Here is a 23011-nt window from a genome sequence, read left to right as displayed (position 1 = left end):
TTTCTTGTGGGATGGGCGTCCCGCCCGTCCCCAATAGACGGGCGGGACGCCCATCCCACAACAGTCATGAAAAGTGGATTTTATTTAATTCTCATCCCTATAGCAACCGCCAAGACTATTAGCACGTTCTTAATTGCTGAAAACCTTGGGGAAGACTCCTTCTTCCTTCAGCATCCATCCGTTACATCCCGTACATTGCTCGTTGCCGAACCTTCTTCCTTTCCTCAATCAATCTCAAATTACGCACTAACAAATGGCTCGTTATTCTCGACTGCAAAAACTCGGCTCTTATATGCGCCCGCACTGGAAACCAACCTTCTGGGGCGTTTTTTCACTATTAGTTGTCAATGCTGTGGGCGTTTACATCCCCCTGCTGATTCGGAATTCAGTTGACACTCTGCAAGTGGCGACTAAATTTGACGAAGTTTTCAATTTCGTGGCACTAATTCTGATTCTCGCCTCAATCATGTGGGTGATTCGGATGGCGTCGCGGATTTTGCTGTTTGGCGTCGGGCGTCAAGTCGAATTTGACCTCAAACAGCAAATATTTAATCATTTATTAACATTAGAACCGTCTTATTTTGCAGCCAATACGGTAGGAGATTTAATTAACCGCGCTACTTCCGATTTGGACAATATTCGGCGCTTGGTGGGGTTTGCGGTGCTGAGTTTGGCGAATACGGCATTTGCCTATGCTTTGACTTTGCCGGTGATGCTGGGGATTAATGTAAGGCTGACACTGTTTGCGATCGCAGTTTATCCTTTAATGCTGGTTTTGGTACAGTTATTTAGCGACAAACTTCGCATCCAACAGTTAGCCGTGCAAGAGGAATTGTCGGCGATGAGCGATTTAATTCAAGAAGATATGAGCGGGATGTCCGTAATTAAAATCTACGCTCAAGAAGAAAACGAACGCCGAGCTTTTCGCAATTCCAATGCGAAGTTGCTATCAGCAAATTTGGAATTAGCAAAAACTAGAAACTTTATTTTTCCGCTGCTGGGCGGTTTGGCAAGCATTAGTTTGTTGGTGCTGCTTTCTGCTGGTGGCGGGGCAATTGCTAATGGTCAAATTAGCATTGGCGATTTTGTAGCGTTGCTGATTTATGTCGAGCGTTTGGTGTTTCCGACGGCGCTGTTGGGTTTCACAATTACTGCTTACCAGCGGGGAGAAGTGAGTGTCGATCGCATCGAATCAATTCTGACGGTGGAACCGCAAATTAAGGATGCTCTCGATGCAGTTGAACTTGCAACTCCAGTCAAAGGCGAAATTGCGGCTCGCCATCTAAATTATACTTATCCGGGCGCTAAGACACCCGCGCTTAAAGATGTTGATTTTACCATAAAACCGGGAGAAACTGTCGCAATTGTTGGGGCGATCGGCTCAGGAAAATCAACTTTAGCTAATGCGCTGCCACGCTTGCTAGATATCGATCCGGGCGAGTTATTTGTAGACGGACAGGATATTACCAAGGTAAAATTGACCGAATTGCGCGGGGCGATCGCCTACGTTCCGCAAGAAAGTTTTCTGTTCGGCACTACCATCAAGAATAACATCCGCTACGGAAACCCTTTAGCGGAACAGCCGGAGATTGAAGCGGCGGCCAAACAAGCACAAATTCACGCCGAAATCCTCAACTTTCCGCAGCAGTACAAAACAGTTGTCGGCGAGCGCGGCATTACTTTATCCGGTGGACAGCGGCAGCGGACAGCACTTGCTCGCGCTTTGTTAGTTGACGCCCCGGTGTTAATTTTGGATGACGCTCTTTCCAGTGTTGACAATCAAACTGCTACCGACATTTTGCGAAACTTGGCAACGGGAACCGATCGCAAAACAGTAATTTTTATCTCGCATCAAATGTCGGCGGCGGCTAGTGCCGATCGCATTTTTGTGATGGAGCAAGGAGAAATAGTTCAGAGTGGCACTCACCTTGAATTGGTAGGGCAAACAGGGCTTTATCAGTATTTGTGGAACCAGCAAAAATTAGAGGAATTGCTGCATTGACAAGTGACAGATACTTTGAGTGATCTAGAGTTAGACCCTAGATAAATAGGCAGGTGCAAATAAACTGGTCACGAGGAGGGCGGGTTTTGTCAGAATAAACTGGCTGCTAGCATAGCTCCCGGCTAAACCCGCCAGACCCATCTAATGTTTATTTGTAACCACCTACTTAACTATAGCAATCCTAAATCATTTGTGAATTTCTTACTCCCTCCCCTTAGTAAGGGGAGGGTGGGGGTGGGGTCAAAAATTTACGACTCCTGCGAGGATGGCTATAGGAAAGTTACTGTTAAAATTTCTCCCACTCGCTGCATCCCTAATCATAGGATTTTGGGGAGCAAGAATCCACCAAATTTATTGCCCCCCGATTTTAATTAGCTACATTACTGAAGGGAATTTCTTCTTGTTGCTGAAATAATTTAATCGATTGCAGACTATCTGAAGCAGCATCCCAAAGAATGAATTGGAAGCAGTCAGGAATATCGCGGATTGTCAGTGATTTTGAATTAGCAAGCAGGTGAATATTAGCATTGTGACAAGCCCGAAGATTATAGTTAGGTATTCGCTCAGAGAGATGATGAATATTGTGGTAAGCAATATCAGCAGAAAACCAATTGAGAATAGTCGGTAATTTTAGGTAACTACTGCCTTCAATTGCGCCAAGAATATAGTCCCAACCTTCGGCTTTATGAGCGTAGGAACCCTCAAAATTATGCTGAACAAAGAAAATACAGATAAATATTGCCGCCGAACAGGTCATGACAATTGAGTAAACACTCCAGAAAAAGCCAAACCCCAGTAAGTTGCTCAGATAAATCCAGCTACCAACAACACAAATATTGTTGAACAGTAAATCCCAAAATTCAGCCGTCGTATACCAATGTTTGGATTTATAAGAAGCAATGATTCCCGATAAACCTATGCCAAAATCTTGATTTAGACAAGCAAAAATATGTCGGATAAAACCCGTAGTTCCCAATATCAGTGCGAGTCTTGGTTTAATAATTAGATAGAAAAAACCACCGGGAAACAGCATCAATGGGTGTCGGAGTAACTGATACATCTTTTTACTAAATGGACTTAGCGCCGCAAATTTTTCGGTGGATATCAACGCCGAAGGGCCGCGGTACATATCCCAATTACCATTATGTTTGTGGTGATAAGCGTGCCCCCTCGACCAGGGGTACTGAGGAATCGCATTGATGATACCTAGCAGGAAACCCATAATGCGATTGACTTTTTTGGAACTAAAAAGAGAATAGTGTCCGCAATCGTGCATCAAAGAGAAACAACGTCCTGAAAAAAGTGTCATCAACACCATTATCGGCGGAAGAAGGAATACAGAAATGGCAGCAGCTTTAAATGCTAAAAACCATAAGCATATATAAGGAACCACTGTATTGAGTATTTGGCAACTAGCTTTCAAGTTGTTGCTCTTCATATAAGGAGCTAGCACAAAATCCGACTTTTTGATCGCGCTTTTCATTCAGTATGTTTATGGTGTGTGGATAAGTGCTTCGCTTAGCATCACAGTTGCGGGACAGCGGCGGATTTACCCCGGACTTTCCCCGTTTCTTCCCAAAGTTTTGTTGGAACCGATTTTTGCACATTTATGAGGTTATCACAACTCTGCTTTGTTTACAGAAAAAACTGTGAAGCCTGTCAACAGCCGAACAAATCGCTGCACCGGAAGGCATTAATATGATTGGTTGGTTGCAGGCTATTCAGTAATTTATGCCACTATTTTTGCTTGCATCGTCTGTGGCACACTTTATTGTACCGGGTTGTAGCCCAACTCGATCGCACGCTCAAAAGTTGGGCTACTGGCGAAAACTTTTTATGGGCGGGCGATAGGGGCGATCGACAAACCGCCCGCCCCGGAAACCAAAGCTGACACAACATCCAGAAGCGCAGAGGATTTTGGATCAACTCCTTGAGACGAGAATTTGAAGGACGATCGCAATTGGCTGCGTTTTTTGTGCTCGGAGATAGCTCGGATTTGCTACAATCTAATCGCACACGCGATTAGAAGGGATTATGACCGAACTATTAGATGAGGCGCTTTCTATTGAAATGGCGACTCGCATCAAAAGCAACCGTAAAAACTGCTTTGACAACGCCTGTAAAGCAGCGTTAGCCACCGAGGGCGCAATTTATGTTCAAGGCTTTTTAGCTGTGCCCGGAGTGCCATATAAACCCATCGAGTATAGCTGGATTGAACTCGACGAGCGAATTGTTGACCCAACATTTCCCCATCTCGGTTTCATCGCTCAAGACATTCATTACTTCCCAGTCCAGCGCTTCAGCGTCAAGAAACTCAAAGCAATCCTAGAAGAATCAAAAGAAGATTATCCTGAAGACGACCCGCTGCCGATTTATGGCAATCAACCTTATGAATATTACGGCGATTTGATGTTAGGCGGTAGCGATTACCAAAATGCTTACGATTTGGCTGCCGCTAAATGCAGAGAATTAAACCAACCCAAAAAACAGGATGCAAACTAATTGAGGACTTACAAAAAAATGGTTAGGCGCGCTACTTACAGCGGTACTTTAGCCACTGTTGTGTCGATTAATATACTTCATGATGACTTCCCAAATCTACAAACACGGCTTTTCCGTCTTCTGTAAAGTAGAAAATTACTCTTTCGTCACTCGGAGTTCATTGATGTTAGCGAAAAATTTCAGTTCACCTTTTTGTTGTTCAATCTGCCCTGACTTAAAGTTTTGATATATCTCTTCGCGACGTTCTTCCCGGAGATATTGCTTCAACAACAGTTGAAGCTCTTGCTTTTCGTCAGTAGAAAGATTCTTGATCGTCTCGACCACATCACTGAAAGTCATAACTTACAAAACCCTATTGTGCTGATTAGATTATAGCAAAAAATATCCTTTTGGTTGACTTTCGTTTCTCGTTATGCGGCTCTGCCTCGTCTTAAAAAAAGCAACAAATCTCACTATTTACCATTTTAAACCTTCCAAGATTCAGGAAATCTCGAATAATGAAAAGCAGCCAATAACGGATCTGATTTCTGATTCCCAATCAAATCAGCCAACAATTTAGCCGTCACCGGAGCCAATAAAATGCCGTTGCGGTAATGCCCCGTAGCCCATGTCAAATTCTCCCAAGCACTAGCACCCAAAATCGGCAATTCATCGGTCGTAGTCGGCCGAAATCCCCACCAAAACTCCAAAATCGGATAATTTTGTAATTCGGGATATAACTTAATCGCTCCTGCTAGCAAACTTTGGATTCCCGCAGGCGTATTTCCCGGCGTGAAATCCACATTTTCGCTAGTTGCGCCAATAATAATTCTGCCATCTTGACGTGGCACAATATAAATTCCCGTCCCGAATAGAACGGTTTGCAGGGGCTGGATAACTCCACAATCTTCTGGTACACATACTGACAGCATTTGTCCCTTTCTTGGAAAAACAGGAATATCCAATAATTTCTCAGACCAAGGGCCCGCAGCCAAAACATAACGGTCAGCTTGTAATTTTCCTGCCGTTGTTTCCACTCCAAAAACTCGGTTTTTCTGCCGAATGATTTCCTCTGCACTGCCTTGAATAATCTCAATCTGCAATTCTTTAGTTGCGGCCTGAAGCGTCCGAAATAAAGCGCGGTTGTCTACTTGAGCGTCGTCAGGATACCACCAACCGCCAATTACTTCTTGACCTAATCCAAACTGGTGCTGGCGAACAGTATCTCTGTCCAACCATTGATAATTAAGGTTGGCCAAAAGCGGCTTTTCTTGAGGCTCATTTTGACAAAGTGGTGCGAGAATTCCCGATCGCCAATATCCCGTTTTCAATCCGGTAATGTCTTCTAGCTGTTCCACCCAGGCGGGATACAGTGCGCGGCTTTGCAAGCACAAATCTAGCATCGGACTGGGGGGAATTCGTTCGGCTTGCGGGGCAAGCATTCCAGCGGCAGCCCGGGTAGTCGGTTGTTTATAATCGGCGGTGAGAACCGCGACAGATGCACCTCGCAATTTCAGTTCTACTGCTAGCGAAAGGCCAATTATTCCGCCGCCAATAATCAGAATATCTTTAGATGAATTCATTAACTTTTATATGGACTGTCTGAGCTTTTTGACAATCAAGCATCTAGGATACAAGCCCCCGGATTCATCCGTGGAGAAATAAAAAAAAAACGTGTATCCGAGAAACTTGCCGAACGTATTTATCTCGCGCAAGTCAATGCTTCAATCGAAAATCGAAAATCTAAAATCTAAAATCGATTGACCTCTCGGCTTTCTGGAGGGTAAGGTGCGCTAAGCACACCTTACAGTTAGAATTATTATGCAAGTCTTACAGATTATCTGGCAAGGCGATCGTCCTATCAGCCTTTCTTAACAAAAAATCTATCCTTGGGGTTTCCAGACAGTTTCAGAACCCTGACCCCAGAAACCGTCATATTTTGTCACCTTAATATCGCCTAAAACCTTGGTTTGGCAGGACAAACGGCGGTTGGAGGCGGGAGAATGGGGAGGAACCGAAAGTCGGGCTTTTTCGCGCCACTGGGGCTCGGAAACTTCGCCCTCGACGGTGACGGCGCAGGTGCCGCAAGTGCCGAGGCCGTGGCAGTTGATGACTTTGGCATTGCCGTTGTAGAGATCGATGCCGTTTTTGAGCAAAACTTCACGGAGATTGGCTCCGCGATCGCACTCAAATGTTTTTCCTTGCGCTTGTACCTTGACCACAGCAATTTACCCCAGTTAGATTTATGTTAATTTTCCTATATATTATCGCATTAAATTCAAATAAATTCATCTAATATGGTAAGTGATATATTACCAATTTCTCGATCGCAATTTCCCATGACAAATCGGCTCTGGATCTACGATACCACGCTGCGAGACGGTGCTCAGTGTGAGGGACTCTCCTTATCTCTCGAAGACAAACTGCGAATTGCTCGACAGTTAGACAGTTTAGGAATTCCCTTTATTGAAGGCGGCTGGCCGGGGGCGAATCCTAAAGACGTACAATTTTTTTGGCGTCTCAAAGAACAGCCCCTAACTCAAGCAGAAGTTGTAGCTTTTTGTTCGACTAGGCGGCCGGGAACTACGGCAGCTAATGATGAAATGTTGCAGGCTATTTTGTCCGCCGGTACTCGCTGGGTGACGCTGTTTGGCAAGTCGTGGGATTTGCACGTTATTGAAAGTTTGAAGACCACGCTAGAAGAAAATCTGGCGATGATTCGAGATACAATTGAATATTTTCGGAGTCAGGGAAGGCGCGTTATTTACGATGCCGAACACTGGTTTGACGGCTACAAAGACAATCGAGATTATGCTATTAAAACTTTAGAAGTAGCCGCCGCTGCCGGTGCAGAATGGCTGGTGCTTTGCGATACTAACGGCGGTACTTTGCCTCACGAAGTCAGTCAGGTTGTTCGCGAGGTGGCAGAAATAATAGAAAGTTGGGATATTTCTGAATCGGAAATTAACCCCCCCCAACCCCCCCTTATTAAGGGGGGGATAAAGTCTCAAATTCAACCCCTTATTAAGGGGGGGATAAAGTCTCAAGTTCAACCCCTTATTAAGGGGGGGATAAAGTCTCAAGTTCAACTGGGAATTCACACTCATAACGACTCTGGAGTTGCGGTTGCTAATGCTTTGGCTGCTGTGCAAGAAGGAGTGACGATGGTACAGGGAACTATAAACGGTTACGGCGAACGCTGCGGCAATGCCGATTTATGTTCCTTAATTCCTAATTTTCAACTAAAGTTGGGTCAGAATTGCATTGAAGACGAGCAATTAGTTAGATTAACTCAAGTAAGTCGATCGATTAGTGAAATTGTCAATCTTGCTCCCGACGATCATGCTCCTTTTGTGGGTCTTTCGGCTTTTGCTCACAAAGGCGGAATTCATGTATCGGCTGTTGAGAAAAATCCGTTAACTTACGAACATTTAGAACCGGAAAAAATTGGCAACAGGCGGCGAATTGTGATTTCGGATCAAGCTGGTTTGAGCAATGTTTTGGCGAAGGCTCGCACTTTTGGCATGGATCTCGATCGCAAAAATCCTGCTTGCCGCCAAATTTTGGAAAAATTGAAAGATTTGGAAAGTCAGGGATATCAATTTGAAGGTGCTGAGGCGTCTTTTGAATTGTTAATGCGCGAGGCCTTGGGAAAGCGCAAGCGTTTATTTGAAATCAAAGGTTTTCAAGTTCACTGCGATAAAGGTAGGGAGGAAACAGTTAATTCTTTAGCAACTGTGAAAGTGACTGTTAACGGTCAAGATATTCTGGAATGCGCGGAAGGAAACGGCCCTGTTTCGGCACTTGATGCGGCTTTGCGGAAGGCTTTGCGGAATTTTTATCCGGCAATTAATGATTTTAATTTAACCGATTATAAGGTGCGAATTCTGGACGGATGTGCGGGAACTTCTGCTAAAACTCGCGTGTTGGTTGAGTTTAGTAACGGTCAAGACCGCTGGACGACTGTGGGGGTTTCTGGTAATATTTTGGATGCTTCTTATCAAGCTGTTGTTGAGGGTTTGGAGTATGGTTTGGTGTTGGGAGATAGGGAGGCGATCGTTTTAACTGTGTCGAGTTATTAGGTTAACGGCGAAGAGAAGTTGCCTGAATATCGATGTTTAAATAGATACCAGGCGATTTCAAGAGAAGGTTAGCCAATTTAAAAAAGGTGAAACCTAAAATTTTGCATCATTCTTAATAAGAATTTTATGGGCTGTGAGTTAAGCTGTTGTGCATCTAAATCGTGTTTTTTGTGCGGGCGAGACGCCCAACCCCTACTCCCCACAAGAACTTTATCAAATTTTAGTTCACAGTTTAAATGTGCAACAGCTTATCCTAGTTGTTTAACCCAATTCATAATTGTCGTATGATGTACACCTTTGACTCTTTCAATCTCCCTAAAACCCATGCCATTAACATACATTTGTAGGCATTCGTCTTTCACTTCTTGAGCATAACCTCTGTGCTGTTCATCAATAAAATGGGGTCTGAAACCCCGTCCTTATAGGACGGCTTTACATTAGCTTTTGTTAAAGCACTCTATTTCACATAATATGTGTTATTATGTGAAACAACAAATTAAGAGCAAGAATGACACTAAAAGCCTTCAGCTATCGATTATACCCAACACCGGAACAAGAAAGTTTGTTGCGGCGCACATTGGGCTGCACTCGTTTAGTCTACAACCGTGCTTTAGCAGTAAGAACTGAAGCTTGGTACACAGAACAGAAACGAGTGGGGTATGCTGAGACTTCTTCAATGTTGACCGAGTGGAAGAAAACTGAAGAACTAGATTTCCTCAACGAAGTTAGCTGTGTGCCGTTGCAACAATGCTTGAGACATCTACAAACAGCTTATACCAACTTTTTTGATGGACGGGCAAAATATCCTAACTTCAAAAAGAAACGCAACGGTGGCAGTGCAGAATTTACCAAGTCGGCATTCAAGTTCAGGAACGGGGAAGTCTACTTGGCAAAAAGTACACAACCGTTGCCGATTCGCTGGAGCCGTACACTGCCTGATGGCGCAACGCCATCAACTATTACTGTAAAGCTTGCACCGTCCGGTAGGTGGTCGGTTTCTTTGTTGGTAGATGTTGAAATTGAACCTTTGCCTAAGACGGAAAACCAAGTCGGTATCGACTTAGGAGTTACAAGCTTGGTCACTTTAAGTACAGGCGAAAAGATTGGCAATCCCAAAGGGTTCAAGGCAAAATACCGCAAGCTTAGAAAAGCGCAGAAAGCTTTAAGCCGCAAGCAAAAAGGGTCAAATAACCGACACAAAGCACGGCTTAAAGTAGCGAAAGTGCATCAAGAAATCGCTGACGCGAGAAAAGACAACCTTCACAAGTTAACGACACGGTTGGTGCGCGAGAACCAAACCATCGCCGTAGAAAACTTAGCTGTGAAGAATATGATCAAGAATCCCAAACTTGCTCTCGCTATAAGTGATGCAAGTTGGGGCGAATTAGTCAGGCAACTTGAATACAAATGCGATTGGTACGGTCGCACTTTAATTAAGATTGACCGCTGGTTTCCTAGTTCAAAACGATGTGGAAATTGCGGTCACATTGTTGAAAAAATGCCGTTAAATATCCGGGAATGGGATTGTCCTAAGTGCGATACGCACCATGACCGAGATATAAATGCGGCAAAAAATATTTTGGCGGCAGGGCTTGCCGTTTCAGTCTGTGGAGCGACTGTAAGACCCCAACAGAGTAAATCTGTTAAGGCTGGTGCGAAATCCCCTAGGGGACAGAAGCAGAAACCCAAGTCGTGAGTCTTGGGAATCCTCGCCCTTCTAGGGCGGGGAGGATGTCAAAAAAAGAATAGGTGATACTATTTAGATCTTAGATTGGAAATTTAAGATTTAAGAATTGCCAACAACTGACTATGCAAGGGTTTGCGACTTGCAGCCCCTCAGAGCGATTTTTCGCGCAGCGGTACCAGGTTGAGGCTTCCATCGTACTCCAAGTCTGAGTTTAGTAACTTAAATTACAATTTAAGCCGGTGCAGACTGGCAGAAACTACAATTTCTAGGGGCCCAAAGGCAGTTAAGAAATTAATAGGGGCTAAAATCAGTTTATTCTCAAGCTCATGAATTTGGGCTTGCGAATCATATATCTTCAGAATGTTTTTACACAAACTATTTCGATATGATCAGCAGTTTCTCCGAACCCATTTATTGCCCGAATCTTAGCTGTGCCGATCCCCGCAATACCTTTGGCCGCCAGCAGTGTGCAGCGTGCCAAACGGATTTAATTTATCGCTATGTGTGGGTGGTGGGACAAGCAGCCGAGGAAGTGCCGGCGGGTAAGGTAATAGCCGATCGATACTTTGTCATTGCACCCCAAATCTGGCTCGACAGCCGTCCAGTTCTGCCTCCGAGCGTCCCGGAACAACTGCCGGATACGATTATGCCTTACCTGCATTTGTATCCCCAACGGCTGCATACGCCGGAAGTATACGGTTTTTGTTCCCTAGGCGAAGCACCGGAAGCGACAGAGGTGCTTTTGTTGGAAAATGTGCCCATCAATAATTTCGGCAGCCTGTATCCTTCTATTTTACAAGCTTGGTCGGGGACAACCGCCGCGCGCCAAGTTTACTGGCTGTGGCAAATGCTCCAACTGTGGGCGAGACTGTCGGAACAGGGAGTAGCTTCGAGTTTGCTGGTACCGGAAAATTTGCGGGTGGAAGGTTGGCGGGTACGCCTGCTGGAACTGCACCGGGGCAATTTTGTACCGACGCTGCGGGATTTGGGAGATGTGTGGTCAGGTTTGGTGGAATCAGCGCAACCCGAGGTGCAGTCGAAACTCGGAGAGATTTGTCAGTTTATGCGCCGCAGCAGCATGAATTTCGACGCGATCGCCCTGGAACTAAACGATTTACTATTAGAACAAGCCGCTAAATTGCCTCTGCACTTAGAAGTAGTCGGCATGACCGATACCGGGCCGCAGCGCTCCCAAAATGAAGACAGTTGCTATCCGACTGCTGCTGATTTTCAATTTAGCAAAACTTCAGGCGGCGACAAACTAATTCCTTACTTGACAATGGTTTGCGACGGGGTTGGGGGCCACGAAGGAGGAGAAGTTGCCAGTCAATTAGCCGTCCAGTCCATGAAAGCTTTAATCCAAAATTTGCTCGCCGAAATCACTCAACAAGAAGAGTTGATGACGCCTACAATGGTAATTAAGCAACTCGAAGAAATAGTGAGAGTTGTGAATAATGTGATTTCCGCTCAAAATAATGAGCAGGGAAAAGAGTTGCGGCAACGGATGGGGACGACTTTGGTGATGGCCCTCCAGTTGCCTCAAAAAGTGAAAATTTCCGAGGATTTGCCATCCAATAACAGCCACGAACTTTATTTAGTCAATGTTGGAGACAGCCGCGCTTATTGGATTGGCAAAAATTACTGTCACCGGCTGACTGTGGACGACGACGTAGCCTCAAGGGAAGTCCAGCTAGGACATTGTTTATACTGGGAGACTCAACTGCGATCGGATGCAGGAGCCCTGACTCAAGCTTTGGGCACGCGGGATGCCGATTTCCTGCGCCCGACGATTCAGCGATTTATTGTCGAAGAGGAAGGCTTACTGCTGCTGTGTTCCGACGGTTTGAGCGACAACGACTGGGTAGAGAAATCTTGGGAGAATTATGGCCCAGAGGTGCTTGAGGGCAAAATGTCTTTGGAAGCCGCAGTTCAGTCTTGGATTCGTCTCGCCAACGAGAAAAACGGTTATGACAATACCTCTGTGGTGGCGACTCACTGTCGGATGTCGCCGGAGAGATTGGTACTGTTCGATCCGGCGGTGGCGTCAGCGGTGGCGTCAGCGCCAGTGTCAGCCTCGGCGTCGCTGCCGCCGTCCCTGCCGCGATCCCTACAAAAGTCCGGGAGGATTCCAGAATCTCAGCTTTCAGAATCGTCCAAACAGTTGTTGTACCCCGAAACTTCCCCCGCCCCGGAACCCGTTCAAAAACAGCGATCCAAGCTGCCGCTGCCCCTACTGGGGGTGTTGGGGCTGATATTAGCCGGTGGCGGTTTAGGTTTGTGGGTGCAAAGCCACCAAAGCCCCCAGCCAGAGCCCGCACAACTTCCCCCACCGCCGGAAACTCCCGCCCCAAGTCCTTCGGAGACTCCCTCCCCAGGGGCCGAGAGTCCCTCGCCGTCGCCCGAATCGAGTCCTGCGGAAATTCCGCTGCCCGATAGCGAGAGTCCCTCGCCGTCGCCCGAATCGAGTCCTGCGGAAATTCCGCCGCCCGAAGAAGCGGAAACTCCTTTGCCATCAGCGGAGTAAGGGAGATTAGACCTCTTGCAAAAATCCTTTTCCTCAATTGATGGGACGGGCTCTGGGGCCCATCCCACAATAGTTATTTTTTCTTGTGGGATGGCCCCAGAGCCCGTGCTAATTATTTTTGCAAGAGGTGTATTGAATTAATTTGAGGCCGAAGGAAAGAGGCAGAAGGAAAGAGGCAGAAGAAGTGTTTTTACAAATATGAGATGCTCCCATCACAGTTATTGATTTTGTATCATAGTCCGCTTGCAGAAACAAGATGGCTAAAAAGTCAGCCAGCGCTACAAAAAGCAGTTTAAAATTCCTAATAATTTTAGTTCAACTAACAATTAGCGATTAGCAACTAACAACATAAGCTTTTTTTATCTTGACCACGAATTTCAAAGGTGGTACCCGCGACGTGATTTATCCGTGGAATCAATCCAAAATCGAAAATCGAAAATCCTCAAGCCCCCGCGTTTATCCGTGGGGTCGCCTCTAAAATCTAGAATCTAAAATCTAAAATCTAAAATCGATTGACGGCGCACAATTTATTAACTATAATTACCAGGCCAAAACTAACAAAAATCTTACGCCTAACAGTTTTTCTCAAATAACCGTTAAACTATTCTAACGTTTGCGCGTACCCAACCTCGCAGGCATAACCTATATCTGTTAAGGATTCGTCCTGATTCACAGGAGCAAGATTTTAAAATATGCATCTCAGCGAACTGACTCACCCAAACCAATTACACGGCCTCTCGATTCATCAACTCGAACAAATTGCCCGACAAATTCGAGAAAAGCATTTAGAAACTGTAGCCGCTAGCGGCGGCCACCTCGGCCCAGGATTGGGTGTAGTCGAACTGACCTTAGCACTCTACCAAACACTCGACCTCGATCGCGACAAAGTTACCTGGGATGTCGGCCACCAAGCTTATCCTCACAAATTAATCACCGGCCGCTACAACCAATTCCACACCCTGCGCCAAAAAGACGGCGTTGCAGGCTATCTCAAGCGCTGCGAGAGCAAATTTGACCACTTCGGCGCAGGCCACGCTTCCACAAGCATTTCCGCAGCGTTAGGAATGGCGATGGCGCGCGACCTCAAGGGGGAAAACTTTAAAACTGTAGCAGTCATCGGCGACGGCGCATTGACTGGCGGCATGGCACTCGAAGCCATCAACCACGCGGGCCATATGCCGAAAACCAATTTGTTAGTTGTGCTCAACGACAACGAGATGTCAATCTCGCCCAACGTCGGCGCAATTACCCGCTATTTGAACAAAATGCGATTGTCGGCACCGGTGCAGTTTCTCAAAGATAACTTAGAGGAACAATTCAAACACATTCCCTTTGTGGGCGAAACTTTTACTCCAGAAATGGAACGCCTCAAAGAAGGGATGAAACGCTTGGCCGTCTCGAAAGTTGGAGCAGTAATTGAAGAATTAGGCTTTACTTACATGGGCCCGGTAGACGGACACAATTTGGAAGAGTTAATTGCCACTTTCAAACAAGCTCATACCATTCAAGGGCCGGTGTTGGTTCACGTGGTGACGGTGAAGGGCAAAGGATATGCGATCGCCGAAAAAGACCAAGTAGGATATCACGCCCAAAATCCCTTTAACTTAGCCACCGGCAAAGGCATTCCCTCCACTAAACCCAAGCCTCCTGCTTACTCGAAAGTCTTTGCCCACGCCCTGGTCAAGCTAGCAGAAGATAATCCGAAGATTGTCGGCATTACCGCTGCTATGGCAACCGGAACTGGTCTGGATAAACTTCATGAAAAACTGCCTAAACAGTATATTGATGTCGGGATTGCCGAACAGCACGCCGTGACTTTATCCGCTGGTTTAGCCTGCGAAGGAATGCGCCCGGTTGTGGCAATTTACTCGACATTTGTGCAGCGAGGCTATGACCAAATAATTCACGATGTTTGCATCCAAAACTTGCCAGTTTTCTTCTGTTTGGATCGCGCCGGCATTGTCGGTGCTGACGGCCCCACCCACCAAGGAATGTACGACATTTCTTTCTTGCGGTGTCTGCCAAATATGACAATTATGGCACCAAAAGATGAGGCAGAATTGCAGCGGATGGTAGTCACGGGAATCAACCACACAAGCGGCCCGATCGCCATGCGTTACCCGCGCGGCAACGGTTACGGCGTACCTTTGATGGAAGAAGGTTGGGAAGAGTTGCCGATCGGCAAAGCCGAAATTCTCCGCAACGGCGACGATTTGCTGATCTTGGGTTACGGTTCAATGGTTTATCCGGCAATGCAAACCGCCGAGATTCTGAGCGAACACGGTATTGAAGCAACTGTGATCAATGCGCGTTTTGTCAAGCCTTTGGACACCGAATTAATCTTGCCTTTGGCACAGCGAATCGGCAAAGTTGTCACAATGGAAGAAGGCTGTTTGATGGGAGGCTTTGGTTCAGCAGTAGCCGAATCTTTGTTGGACAATAATGTTGTTGTTCCAGTGATGCGGTTGGGTGTACCCGATACATTGGTAGATCATGCAACGCCTGAACAATCATTTGCCAGTTTGGGATTAACTCCGTCGCAAATGTGCGATCGTATCTTAGCAACATTCAGCCGCAAACAGTCTCCTGTTAGCGTGTAAATAGCTAGAATGGTAGGGTGCAGCGCACCTTACCATTCGAGCTCCGATCTATGACAGTGAAAGAGCCGCATGATTGAAGGAAGATTGGAGGATAAGGGAGAAAAAAACAATGACTAACGTAAAACCAAATCGTACCGTGCGGCGGGGAAGACTGTTCCCAGAAATTGAGTGGTCAGAAGAAAAAAAAGCCCAGTGGCGAGCCGAAAGAGCGGCATTTCGCAAGCGTTGCAAAGTAATTTTCGATCGCCTAAAACCAGAATTGATTAAAACCCACTACAACTGGTACATTGCGGTTGAACCCGACAGTGGGGAACACTTTATCGACAAGGATGATATGGTGGCTACTAAAATGTGCCGCCAGAAACACCCAAATGCTATCCCCTACCTTTTCCGTATCAACGATACAGGAGTTTGTGGCACGATATGATTGAGGGAAGCTTTGGCGATAATGATGAGCTATTTTTTGAAGTTGAATTGATTGCTAATAACGGCTTAGAATTACCTGTTGACGCTCTGCTAGATACAGGTTTTTCGGGCTGGCTAGCAATGGATGAGCAAGATTTTGAGGGGCTTGATTGGACTTATATTAGGCGGCAAGAAATGCAGACAGCTAAGGGAGAATTTGATTTCGATATTTATGCAGGAAAAATCAGAATTGACAATCAAGAATTCGATCTTCCTGTTCACGTAGGTGATGGAGTACCCGAAGTTTTAATCGGCCGCCAGTTGTTGAAAAATCGGCGGTTGATAGTTGATATTTCGGCGGGTGTTTTGACATTGGAAGCGAGTTAAAAGCAAAATGAATTTAAAAAGTTTTGACATAGTAATAGTAGGAGCAGGCCCAGCAGGCGGTCACTGCGCGAGAATTCTAGCCCAATCCGGCCACAAAGTCTTGCTGGCAGAACAAAATGATAGTTTTGATAAAAATGACTTTTCCAGCGCCGCCACGCCTCTAGAAACCCTCTCTAAATTCGATTTACCCGAAGCGGTAATCGGCAGTTTTTGGCACAAACTTACTATTGAAACTAGCAAAGTAAGTCAAACTTGGGAATCTCCTAAAAGCTTGGGAGTTGTTTTAAACTTTGCTAAATTTAGAGCATTTCTCGCCCGCGAAGTTCAGGGAAACGGAAGTGAGGTTTGGCTTGGTTATCGCTACATAAAACATTCACAAGCCAACGGCGAAACAATCGTAGAATTCAAACAGCTTTCCGACGGCAAAATCATCCAAGTTAGTACGAAAGTATTAGTTGATGCGACGGGTTTTGCTAGGGCGATTATGTATGACAAAGAAAATGATAAACCAGATTTTTTGTCGGGAACTGGTATAGAATATCTAATTGAAGTAGAACCCGAAGTTTATGATAAATATGCCAATGATTTAATCTTCTTTTTGGGTGATAAATGGATGCCGAAGGGTTATTCGTGGATATTCCCAATGGAACAAAACAGGCTGAAAGTTGGTGCGGGACGGGTTTTTTTAGATCCGAAAACGGTGAGACATTTGTCACCGCTGAAAAAATATATTGATTTACTGATTGATGAATATCTGAAGTCTAAAAATTATAAAATTATTGACAAACACGGTTCGACGCTGAAGTACAGTCGCGGCTTGAAGGATATTTATTGGAAAGAAAATAATGTAATTGCGATCGGCGATAGTGTTTCGACAGTAAATTTTTTGGGCGGCGAGGGCATTAGACACGGGATGGATGGTGCCCAAATAGCGGGGAAATATATTCAAAGCTATTTGGAGGGGAAAATATCAGATTTTCGGGATTATGAGACGGAAATGCACCGCAAGTTTGATAAGAAATGGAATATTTCGGAAAGGTTGGCCGTGAGAAAGTACATCGATGATGTTAATGATGAACTGACAGATAAAATGATTTCTTATTTAAAGTATATGAAAACTGAAGATGTTATGGATATTTTATTTTATTATAAATTTGAGAAGATTTCCAGAGGGTTAGGCGGTTATTTGCAGCGGAAAATCAAGGGATTGATTAAGCGATTTCATTTGTAAGGTGCGTCTGTTGAGAGATTTTGAGTAGAGGGAAAAGTCTCGCTGGGTGACTCACCCTACAAACCTAATTGCCATAAAAAATTTTCTGCTGTAACTTTAATGCGCGGCAGCGACATTAAATTATCGTCAAAACTGCTATAATTTAATTTATATGATACACCAAAAGTATATCCACTCGCTCCAATTAAATGCGCTACAATTGGATCGACATCACCGTAAGGATAGGCAAAACATTTAACAGATTTCTCTAATCCCCGTTCCAAAATAGCACGAGATTTCGCCCCCTCCCGCACAATTTCTGTCGGCGATAATGCAGTCAGAGGTTGATGAGTAGCAGACATAGAACCGAATTCAATCCCTGCATCCCGCAGTTGCAAAATTTCCGGCCATCCCATTAACTGCACTTCTTCAAATTCGGCTTTTTCCCAACTATTTGTTTTTCCTATTGACTCTGCTACGAGAAAAACAGTTGCTGTAAAATCAAAGCGTTTTAGCAGAGGCCAAGCATATTGGAAAAAGTCGAGATAGCCACCGTCAAAAGTCATCAATACAGCTTTACCGGGTAAAGGAGTTTTATCCCGTTTCGCACTTTGCCAATTTTCCCAACTCGCACTATAATAACCGCGCTCTTTGAGATACTGCAACTGTTGTTCCAAAACCTGCGGAGTAACTGCGTCTAAACCGTCAGGAGAAATGCGGCGGTAGGAGAGAATCGGCAGCCTTTGTGTAACGCCATGATTGTCAAAAACTTGAGGTTTCCCTGAGTGAGAAACTTCCCGATAAGAAGATTTTGAGCCAATGATTTCCGGTGCGTAAAATACTTGCTTTGGAAACTCGTTTTCTTGGGGAATTTGTATTGTCGGTTCCCCAGCGATTGCCGCGGCTGACTCGATTTCCGGCAGCGCCGCGGCCGGGAGTGCGGCGCGACGGCTGACACTTGTGCCGATCGCACCCGATCGCCTGCCGAACATCACCGCATTTTGGGGGTAAATGCCCCCACCACCCGCTGCATTCAACCTGTCGGGCAAATTAGACCTTTGTTGAGCACAAGAGGCTAAGCGCGATCGCAGCCATTGCTTGCCGTTGAGCGGTTTTCCCAGCAAAGCTTCTCGCACGGCGGCGACGCACAACTCAAAACCAATATTTCGATTAATTGTCGATCGCAATTTTTGAGCCGAAACCAAATTATTTTCCACCGCAACAGTGACAATACCTACAGAAACACCGCCTATTTTCACCAGCACGTCAATTTCCGAAAGCTCAACTTTTATATTAGCAAAATCCTCGCTAATTTCTAAGACAATCAAATCTTTTTCGAGGGTAATTGTTGGGACTTCCTCTGCGCTTTCTGGCTTGTAGAAATCCTCCAAATGCCAATTCGGACGCCCCCATAATTCTTGCAAAAATAGCGTCCAGTCATGTTTAGGGTGCAATGGTTTCAGCACAGTTTCCCACAATTTATTGCCTTTTTCGCAGCGATTGCGTTGAAAGAAGCGATCGAGAATTTGCCAAGCAAACTGGGCTGCAACCGCATCCGCCAACACCGAAGCCGCAACCATGCCATCGCAAATCGGCAATTCAACAATACCGAGTTTAATTCCTTCTAGTTCGATCGTACAGCACAGGCGATCGTATATTTGCGGAATATCGCAAATATCGGAAATTGGTTCGCTCACTTCCACCGTCAACTTCCAGGCAATTTCACCCTTGACTCGCTTAATATTATCTAAAATATATCGAATTTCCAGGCTATTAAAAATTTTATGATATTTGTGAACCTTATTACTTTTAACCTCTCTATCAATCCCTTGATGCCAAGGCAGATTTAAACTGAGATGAGCAGCTTTTTCTTGATAAAATTTTAGCATTCTATCATCATATTCAATTTCCATAAAATCACAAAGTTCTTCTAACTTTTTGACTTTATTATCTAGAATTTCCTCATACTTGACTAATATATGATTAGATTTTTTAGCATATTTGTGACTAATTAACATCGCCTCCTTCCAGCGATGGATACAGTGGTTTAAATCCCAACCAGGCCCCCACAAATCATGAGAATTCCTAGTAGCCTCATGCAGAGAAGCTATTGTATCCATACTGTTTCGCAAAATATGTATAAATTTAGCATCCGGCAAAAAGCGCTGTATATCCTCAATAAAATATATGTGTTCCGGCGTTTTTTCCAACCAAATACTTTTGTTTTGTTCCGCCGCCAAACCATCCACAACTCCGACAAACCAACTAACTTTAGTTGCCACAGTTTGACTATGATCAAAATCTTGCAAAAGTTCAGGCCGATTAATCTCATCCTTAAAAAAAGCTTCCATCCTACCTGGCAACTTTCGCGCAAACTTCTTGTACAGTAAATAGTGAAAAAACTTAGATTCAGGAAAAGAAATAACTTCAGGATGAGCGGCTAATAAACTTTGAAGCATCGTTGTGCCGCTTCTCGGAGAGCCTACTAAAAATATCCGTTTCATTTTTATAGCTGATAAATGGTTTGTGAATTAGATTTTTTTTTACGAACCGCAGAGAGCGCAGAGGGCACAGAGGAAGAGAAGAAAGAGGTATGATTCATGTTCCTATCTGGGAACTCTGCAGTTAAAAACTTTTTTCCTAACTCCAACTAAAATCCTCATGCAACAAATCCGAAAGTTCCTGATTGTAAGGTTGGAAATAATTAGTCAATTGTTGTGCGATTTCCGGGGGCATTGGGCTGTATTCATCGACATGATTAATTTCATATTCTTTACTTGTAGTCTCACTAATATCCAGAAATTTCAATACTTCCGAAAAGACTTTGCCTGTATGTGCGTAAAAATCTTCGCTCTTGATAATTAGCAACTGTTCCCTCGGAAAATAGTCGAGCCAATTTTTGATTTGTTCTACATAAATTCCCCGCGACAAATAGGAATAATGCTGGTGATTAAAACTGTAATAATTTTCATCTGCTTTGATTTTTTCAATCTCACCTTTGAGTCTATCAGGTTCACAAGCGATCGCCTTTTCAAAATTCAACTTTTCGCAGCCACTCGCCACTTCTAAATGATAGTGCATCCACGCTCGTTTTACCGGATTTCCCAGCATTACAATCAGCTTAACATCCGGGAAACACTTGTAAACTCGCTCCGCCACCAAAGGATGATAAATATAGTAAGAAGTCATCTCCCACAGCAGCACTTTGTCACTCGCTACACTCCGCGTCAACTGCTTGCTGTACCACTCAACACCACGCTCAAAATTTAATTCAAAAAAATGAATGTCCCGGGAACCTTCTTTGATAATTTGCAAGTGATTTGCGAGATGGCTGTATAGAGATTCCGTGCCGCAGTTTTGAGCACCAATCATTAAAAAGTCAGGTTTTTGCTTGTTTTCCAACTGAGTCAAAATCTTGGCGTAGCCCGGATGATTATTATCCAAATCGTAAGTGGCCGTGGCTGGTTCGGGCACATCCAAAAGCGGCATTTTGCCCTCAAATTCCCAGCGGTACGGCGGACAAAGAATCGTTTTTTGGTTTACAGTCGATCGCACGTACAGCGGATAAACCTGCCACTGATAATCGTAGGCGTAAGCCAAAGTTTCCTCGTAAACCCCAGCATTCACGTAATACTGACCGTTTCCTAAATCCAGCCTATCTATTTGCAGCCGGATTTTGCCTTTCCCTTTCACCAGCGGCAGCAGTCTGCCCATTTGATTAGTATTAGTCTCAAAACAACTTTGACCATCATCCCTGCTGATTGTCACGGCAAAAATAGCAGCAGAAATTTCATGAAACACCGAATAATGAATTTCAATGCTAATAGCATCACCGCTATCTATTTCCGTATTTGGCGACACTTTGACATCGGTAATTTCTACTTCCATAGTACCGAAGCGATTCTGATTACCTCGCAGTGGCGAACCGCTACTTGTAGCTTCAGCAGCACGCAGGGGAGTGCTATTTTCTGTGGCCGATCGCATTTCGGACAAATACTGACCGACTACCACTTCCGGTTCCCCGTAAGCGACGATTTCACCGGATTTCAGCCACAAAGCCCGATCGCACATTTTCTGAATTTGCGACGCAGTGTGAGAAATCAAAACAATCGCACATCCTTGATTCTTAAACTCAGTTATCTTATTCAAACATTTAGTTTGAAAAGCCACATCACCAACCGACAAATGTTCATCAACTAACAGCACTTCGGGATCGGTATGCACCGCCACCGAAAAAGCCAGCCGCATTTTCATCCCCGTACTGTAAGTCCGCGTCGGGCTGTCAATAAACTGTTTTAACTCTGCAAATTCCACAATATCGTCAAACCTGCGCGCCACTTCCCGGCGAGTCAAACCGGCCACCACCGCACCCACAAACACGTTTTCTCTGCCCGTTAGATCCGAGTGAAAACTCGCACCCAAATCCAACAAGCCGCCAATTCTGCCGTTAACTTTAATAGAGCCTTCCTCAGCCCTGCAAATACCGCCGATAAGTTGCAGCAGCGTTGATTTTCCCGCGCCATTCTTGCCAAGAATTCCCAGCATTTCGCCAGGAGAAACAGTAAAATTTATATTCCGCAGCGCCCAAAAACTCGCCTCCGGCTTCAGCTTCCGCCAACCCGACAAAGCGGCTTCCATAATCGTAATAGGTTTCGCGGTAGAGTAGCGCTTAAAACGCTTACCTAAACCCTTGACAATAATTGCTTCACGCATTTACACTTCCTCCACAAAATGAGCGCTTTGCCGTCTAAAAATTCCCAGTCCGATGGGTAAAAGAGCCGCCACAGCCAAGCTCAAAATTAACAGAGCAGACCAATCCGGCTGCATACCTTTAAGAAGTATGGCGCGGTAAGCTTCAATCAGGGGCACCATTGGATTTAAGTAATAAAAAATCTTAAATTTTTCGGGGACGCTGCTGATGTCGTAGAAAATCGGAGTCAGGTAAAACAGCATCTGCAAAACTACTCCCAAAGTGTGCTGAGTGTCGCGGAAAGTGACATTCAAAGCGGCAAGGGGATAAGCAAAACTAACTGTCAGGAAAAACTGAATAATCATCAGCAGCGGCAACAACAAGAGCACTGCATTCAGAGGAGCGCCATCAATTGCCAGAAAGATAAGTAACACCGGCAATGCTAAGAAAAAGTGAATGAGCCCCGTCGTCGTCGTGACTACCGGCAAAATTGCCGACGGGAAATTTGGCTGCCTGATTAGTGGCTTATGATTGGTAATTAATGCCGTTGATTTAAATAATACCGTTTGAGACCAATTCCAGATTAACAAGCCGCTAAAAGCAAAGGAAGAAAATTTGGGAATATTAAGGGGTACGACAGAGCGAAACAAAAAGGAAAATACAGCCAACTGTAACAGCGGACTGATTAAAGTCCAAGCAATCCCCAAGGTCGATCGCTTGTAAAGTAATTTCATCTCGCGATCGACCAACACCCGCAGCAAATCGAACCAATGAGCCATTTTGCGCCGATCGAGGAGCGTTCCCGCATTTCTCACCGCACACCTCCGGCAGCTATCTGAGGTTCTGGCCCGGAGCCCTCCCAGGGCTGAATCTTAACCAAATTCTGGGTCTGCACCAGGGTCAGCTTGTCAGCAATTGGTTCTAAAAAATTACCTTCCATCAA

16 protein-coding genes and 1 pseudogene are annotated in these 23011 nt (G+C 45.0%); 9 read left to right on the top strand and 8 right to left on the bottom strand.

Features of this window, described 5'->3' with window-relative positions:
* Nucleotides 1-253: 253 nt before the first annotated feature.
* Nucleotides 254-2002, top strand: coding sequence for an ABC transporter ATP-binding protein (locus QT992_RS07425; RefSeq protein ID WP_333232791.1), 1749 nt, complete (start codon nucleotides 254-256; stop codon nucleotides 2000-2002).
* A gap of 367 nt (nucleotides 2003-2369) precedes the next feature.
* On the opposite strand, the gene QT992_RS07420 is transcribed toward QT992_RS07425, so the two are convergent.
* Nucleotides 2370-3485, bottom strand: coding sequence for a fatty acid desaturase (locus QT992_RS07420; protein ID WP_333051424.1), 1116 nt, complete (start codon nucleotides 3483-3485; stop codon nucleotides 2370-2372).
* A 551-nt stretch (nucleotides 3486-4036) separates the two neighbouring features.
* Here QT992_RS07420 and QT992_RS07415 point away from each other — a divergent pair.
* Nucleotides 4037-4504, top strand: coding sequence for a hypothetical protein (locus QT992_RS07415; RefSeq protein WP_333051426.1), 468 nt, complete (start codon nucleotides 4037-4039; stop codon nucleotides 4502-4504).
* A gap of 135 nt (nucleotides 4505-4639) precedes the next feature.
* On the opposite strand, the gene QT992_RS07410 is transcribed toward QT992_RS07415, so the two are convergent.
* The 3 genes from QT992_RS07410 to QT992_RS07400 all read right to left on the bottom strand — a co-directional run bounded on the left by QT992_RS07410 (nucleotide 4640) and on the right by QT992_RS07400 (nucleotide 6705).
* Entirely contained in the window at nucleotides 4640-4843 is a 204-nt protein-coding gene (locus QT992_RS07410; RefSeq protein WP_333232785.1) for a hypothetical protein, read from the bottom strand.
* Between the two features lie 125 nt (nucleotides 4844-4968).
* Nucleotides 4969-6066 carry a glycine oxidase ThiO gene (gene thiO, locus QT992_RS07405; RefSeq protein ID WP_333232783.1) on the bottom strand — a complete coding sequence of 366 codons (1098 nt, stop codon included), beginning with the start codon at nucleotides 6064-6066 and terminating at the stop codon, nucleotides 4969-4971.
* Nucleotides 6067-6366: 300 nt separating this feature from the next.
* Nucleotides 6367-6705 carry a 2Fe-2S iron-sulfur cluster-binding protein gene (locus QT992_RS07400; RefSeq protein WP_333051432.1) on the bottom strand — a complete coding sequence of 113 codons (339 nt, stop codon included), beginning with the start codon at nucleotides 6703-6705 and terminating at the stop codon, nucleotides 6367-6369.
* Nucleotides 6706-6780: 75 nt separating this feature from the next.
* Between QT992_RS07400 and cimA the strand changes: the two genes are divergently transcribed.
* A complete protein-coding gene (gene cimA / locus QT992_RS07395; RefSeq protein WP_445305364.1) occupies nucleotides 6781-8565 on the top strand; it encodes a citramalate synthase in 1785 nt (594 codons plus the stop codon).
* Nucleotides 8566-8816: 251 nt separating this feature from the next.
* Here cimA and QT992_RS07390 read toward each other — a convergent pair.
* Nucleotides 8817-8954, bottom strand: a pseudogene (locus QT992_RS07390) (IS1 family transposase); the annotation flags it as partial.
* Nucleotides 8955-9073: 119 nt separating this feature from the next.
* Between QT992_RS07390 and QT992_RS07385 the strand changes: the two are divergent.
* From QT992_RS07385 to QT992_RS07360, 6 genes are all read left to right on the top strand, one after another.
* Nucleotides 9074-10261: an RNA-guided endonuclease TnpB family protein gene (locus QT992_RS07385; protein ID WP_333320844.1), complete on the top strand. Its 1188-nt coding sequence runs from the start codon at nucleotides 9074-9076 to the stop codon at nucleotides 10259-10261.
* 376 nt (nucleotides 10262-10637) lie between these two features.
* Nucleotides 10638-12776, top strand: a complete 2139-nt coding sequence (locus QT992_RS07380) for a protein phosphatase 2C domain-containing protein (protein WP_333339621.1) — start codon at nucleotides 10638-10640, stop codon at nucleotides 12774-12776.
* Nucleotides 12777-13468: 692 nt separating this feature from the next.
* Nucleotides 13469-15376 carry a 1-deoxy-D-xylulose-5-phosphate synthase gene (gene dxs / locus QT992_RS07375; protein WP_333320841.1) on the top strand — a complete coding sequence of 636 codons (1908 nt, stop codon included), beginning with the start codon at nucleotides 13469-13471 and terminating at the stop codon, nucleotides 15374-15376.
* 109 nt (nucleotides 15377-15485) lie between these two features.
* Nucleotides 15486-15803: a hypothetical protein gene (locus QT992_RS07370; RefSeq protein ID WP_333320839.1), complete on the top strand. Its 318-nt coding sequence runs from the start codon at nucleotides 15486-15488 to the stop codon at nucleotides 15801-15803.
* Nucleotides 15800-16168, top strand: coding sequence for an aspartyl protease (locus tag QT992_RS07365; RefSeq protein ID WP_333320837.1), 369 nt, complete (start codon nucleotides 15800-15802; stop codon nucleotides 16166-16168). The genes QT992_RS07370 and QT992_RS07365 overlap by 4 nt, the downstream gene beginning before the upstream one ends.
* A 7-nt stretch (nucleotides 16169-16175) precedes the next feature.
* Nucleotides 16176-17399, top strand: a complete 1224-nt coding sequence (locus tag QT992_RS07360) for an NAD(P)/FAD-dependent oxidoreductase (RefSeq protein WP_333339616.1) — start codon at nucleotides 16176-16178, stop codon at nucleotides 17397-17399.
* A 56-nt stretch (nucleotides 17400-17455) separates the two neighbouring features.
* Here QT992_RS07360 and QT992_RS07355 read toward each other — a convergent pair whose 3' ends face one another.
* From QT992_RS07355 to QT992_RS07345, 3 genes are all read right to left on the bottom strand, one after another.
* A complete protein-coding gene (locus tag QT992_RS07355; RefSeq protein ID WP_333339613.1) occupies nucleotides 17456-19882 on the bottom strand; it encodes a sulfotransferase in 2427 nt (808 codons plus the stop codon).
* Between the two features lie 136 nt (nucleotides 19883-20018).
* On the bottom strand, nucleotides 20019-22091 hold the full coding sequence (locus QT992_RS07350) for an ATP-binding cassette domain-containing protein (protein WP_333339611.1): 2073 nt from the start codon (nucleotides 22089-22091) through the stop codon (nucleotides 20019-20021).
* Entirely contained in the window at nucleotides 22092-22883 is a 792-nt protein-coding gene (locus QT992_RS07345) for an ABC transporter permease (protein ID WP_333339609.1), read from the bottom strand. It abuts the gene before it with no gap.
* Nucleotides 22884-23011: the final 128 nt, after the last annotated feature.

The organism is Microcoleus sp. T3_D1, assembly GCF_036700405.1.
In the GTDB taxonomy this organism is placed as follows: domain Bacteria; phylum Cyanobacteriota; class Cyanobacteriia; order Cyanobacteriales; family Microcoleaceae; genus Microcoleus.
This window is presented reverse-complemented; position numbering and strand designations above follow the sequence as displayed.

Coding starts and splice junctions, on each gene's coding strand:
- QT992_RS07425 (WP_333232791.1), top strand. CDS start 254: ATGGCTCGTTATTCTCGACTGCAAAAACTCGGCTCTTATATGCGCCCG.
- QT992_RS07420 (WP_333051424.1), bottom strand. CDS start 3,485: ATGAAAAGCGCGATCAAAAAGTCGGATTTTGTGCTAGCTCCTTATATG.
- QT992_RS07415 (WP_333051426.1), top strand. CDS start 4,037: ATGACCGAACTATTAGATGAGGCGCTTTCTATTGAAATGGCGACTCGC.
- QT992_RS07410 (WP_333232785.1), bottom strand. CDS start 4,843: ATGACTTTCAGTGATGTGGTCGAGACGATCAAGAATCTTTCTACTGAC.
- thiO (WP_333232783.1), bottom strand. CDS start 6,066: ATGAATTCATCTAAAGATATTCTGATTATTGGCGGCGGAATAATTGGC.
- cimA (WP_445305364.1), top strand. CDS start 6,781: ATGGTAAGTGATATATTACCAATTTCTCGATCGCAATTTCCCATGACA.
- QT992_RS07385 (WP_333320844.1), top strand. CDS start 9,074: ATGACACTAAAAGCCTTCAGCTATCGATTATACCCAACACCGGAACAA.
- QT992_RS07380 (WP_333339621.1), top strand. CDS start 10,638: ATGATCAGCAGTTTCTCCGAACCCATTTATTGCCCGAATCTTAGCTGT.
- dxs (WP_333320841.1), top strand. CDS start 13,469: ATGCATCTCAGCGAACTGACTCACCCAAACCAATTACACGGCCTCTCG.
- QT992_RS07370 (WP_333320839.1), top strand. CDS start 15,486: ATGACTAACGTAAAACCAAATCGTACCGTGCGGCGGGGAAGACTGTTC.
- QT992_RS07365 (WP_333320837.1), top strand. CDS start 15,800: ATGATTGAGGGAAGCTTTGGCGATAATGATGAGCTATTTTTTGAAGTT.
- QT992_RS07360 (WP_333339616.1), top strand. CDS start 16,176: ATGAATTTAAAAAGTTTTGACATAGTAATAGTAGGAGCAGGCCCAGCA.
- QT992_RS07355 (WP_333339613.1), bottom strand. CDS start 19,882: ATGAAACGGATATTTTTAGTAGGCTCTCCGAGAAGCGGCACAACGATG.
- QT992_RS07350 (WP_333339611.1), bottom strand. CDS start 22,091: ATGCGTGAAGCAATTATTGTCAAGGGTTTAGGTAAGCGTTTTAAGCGC.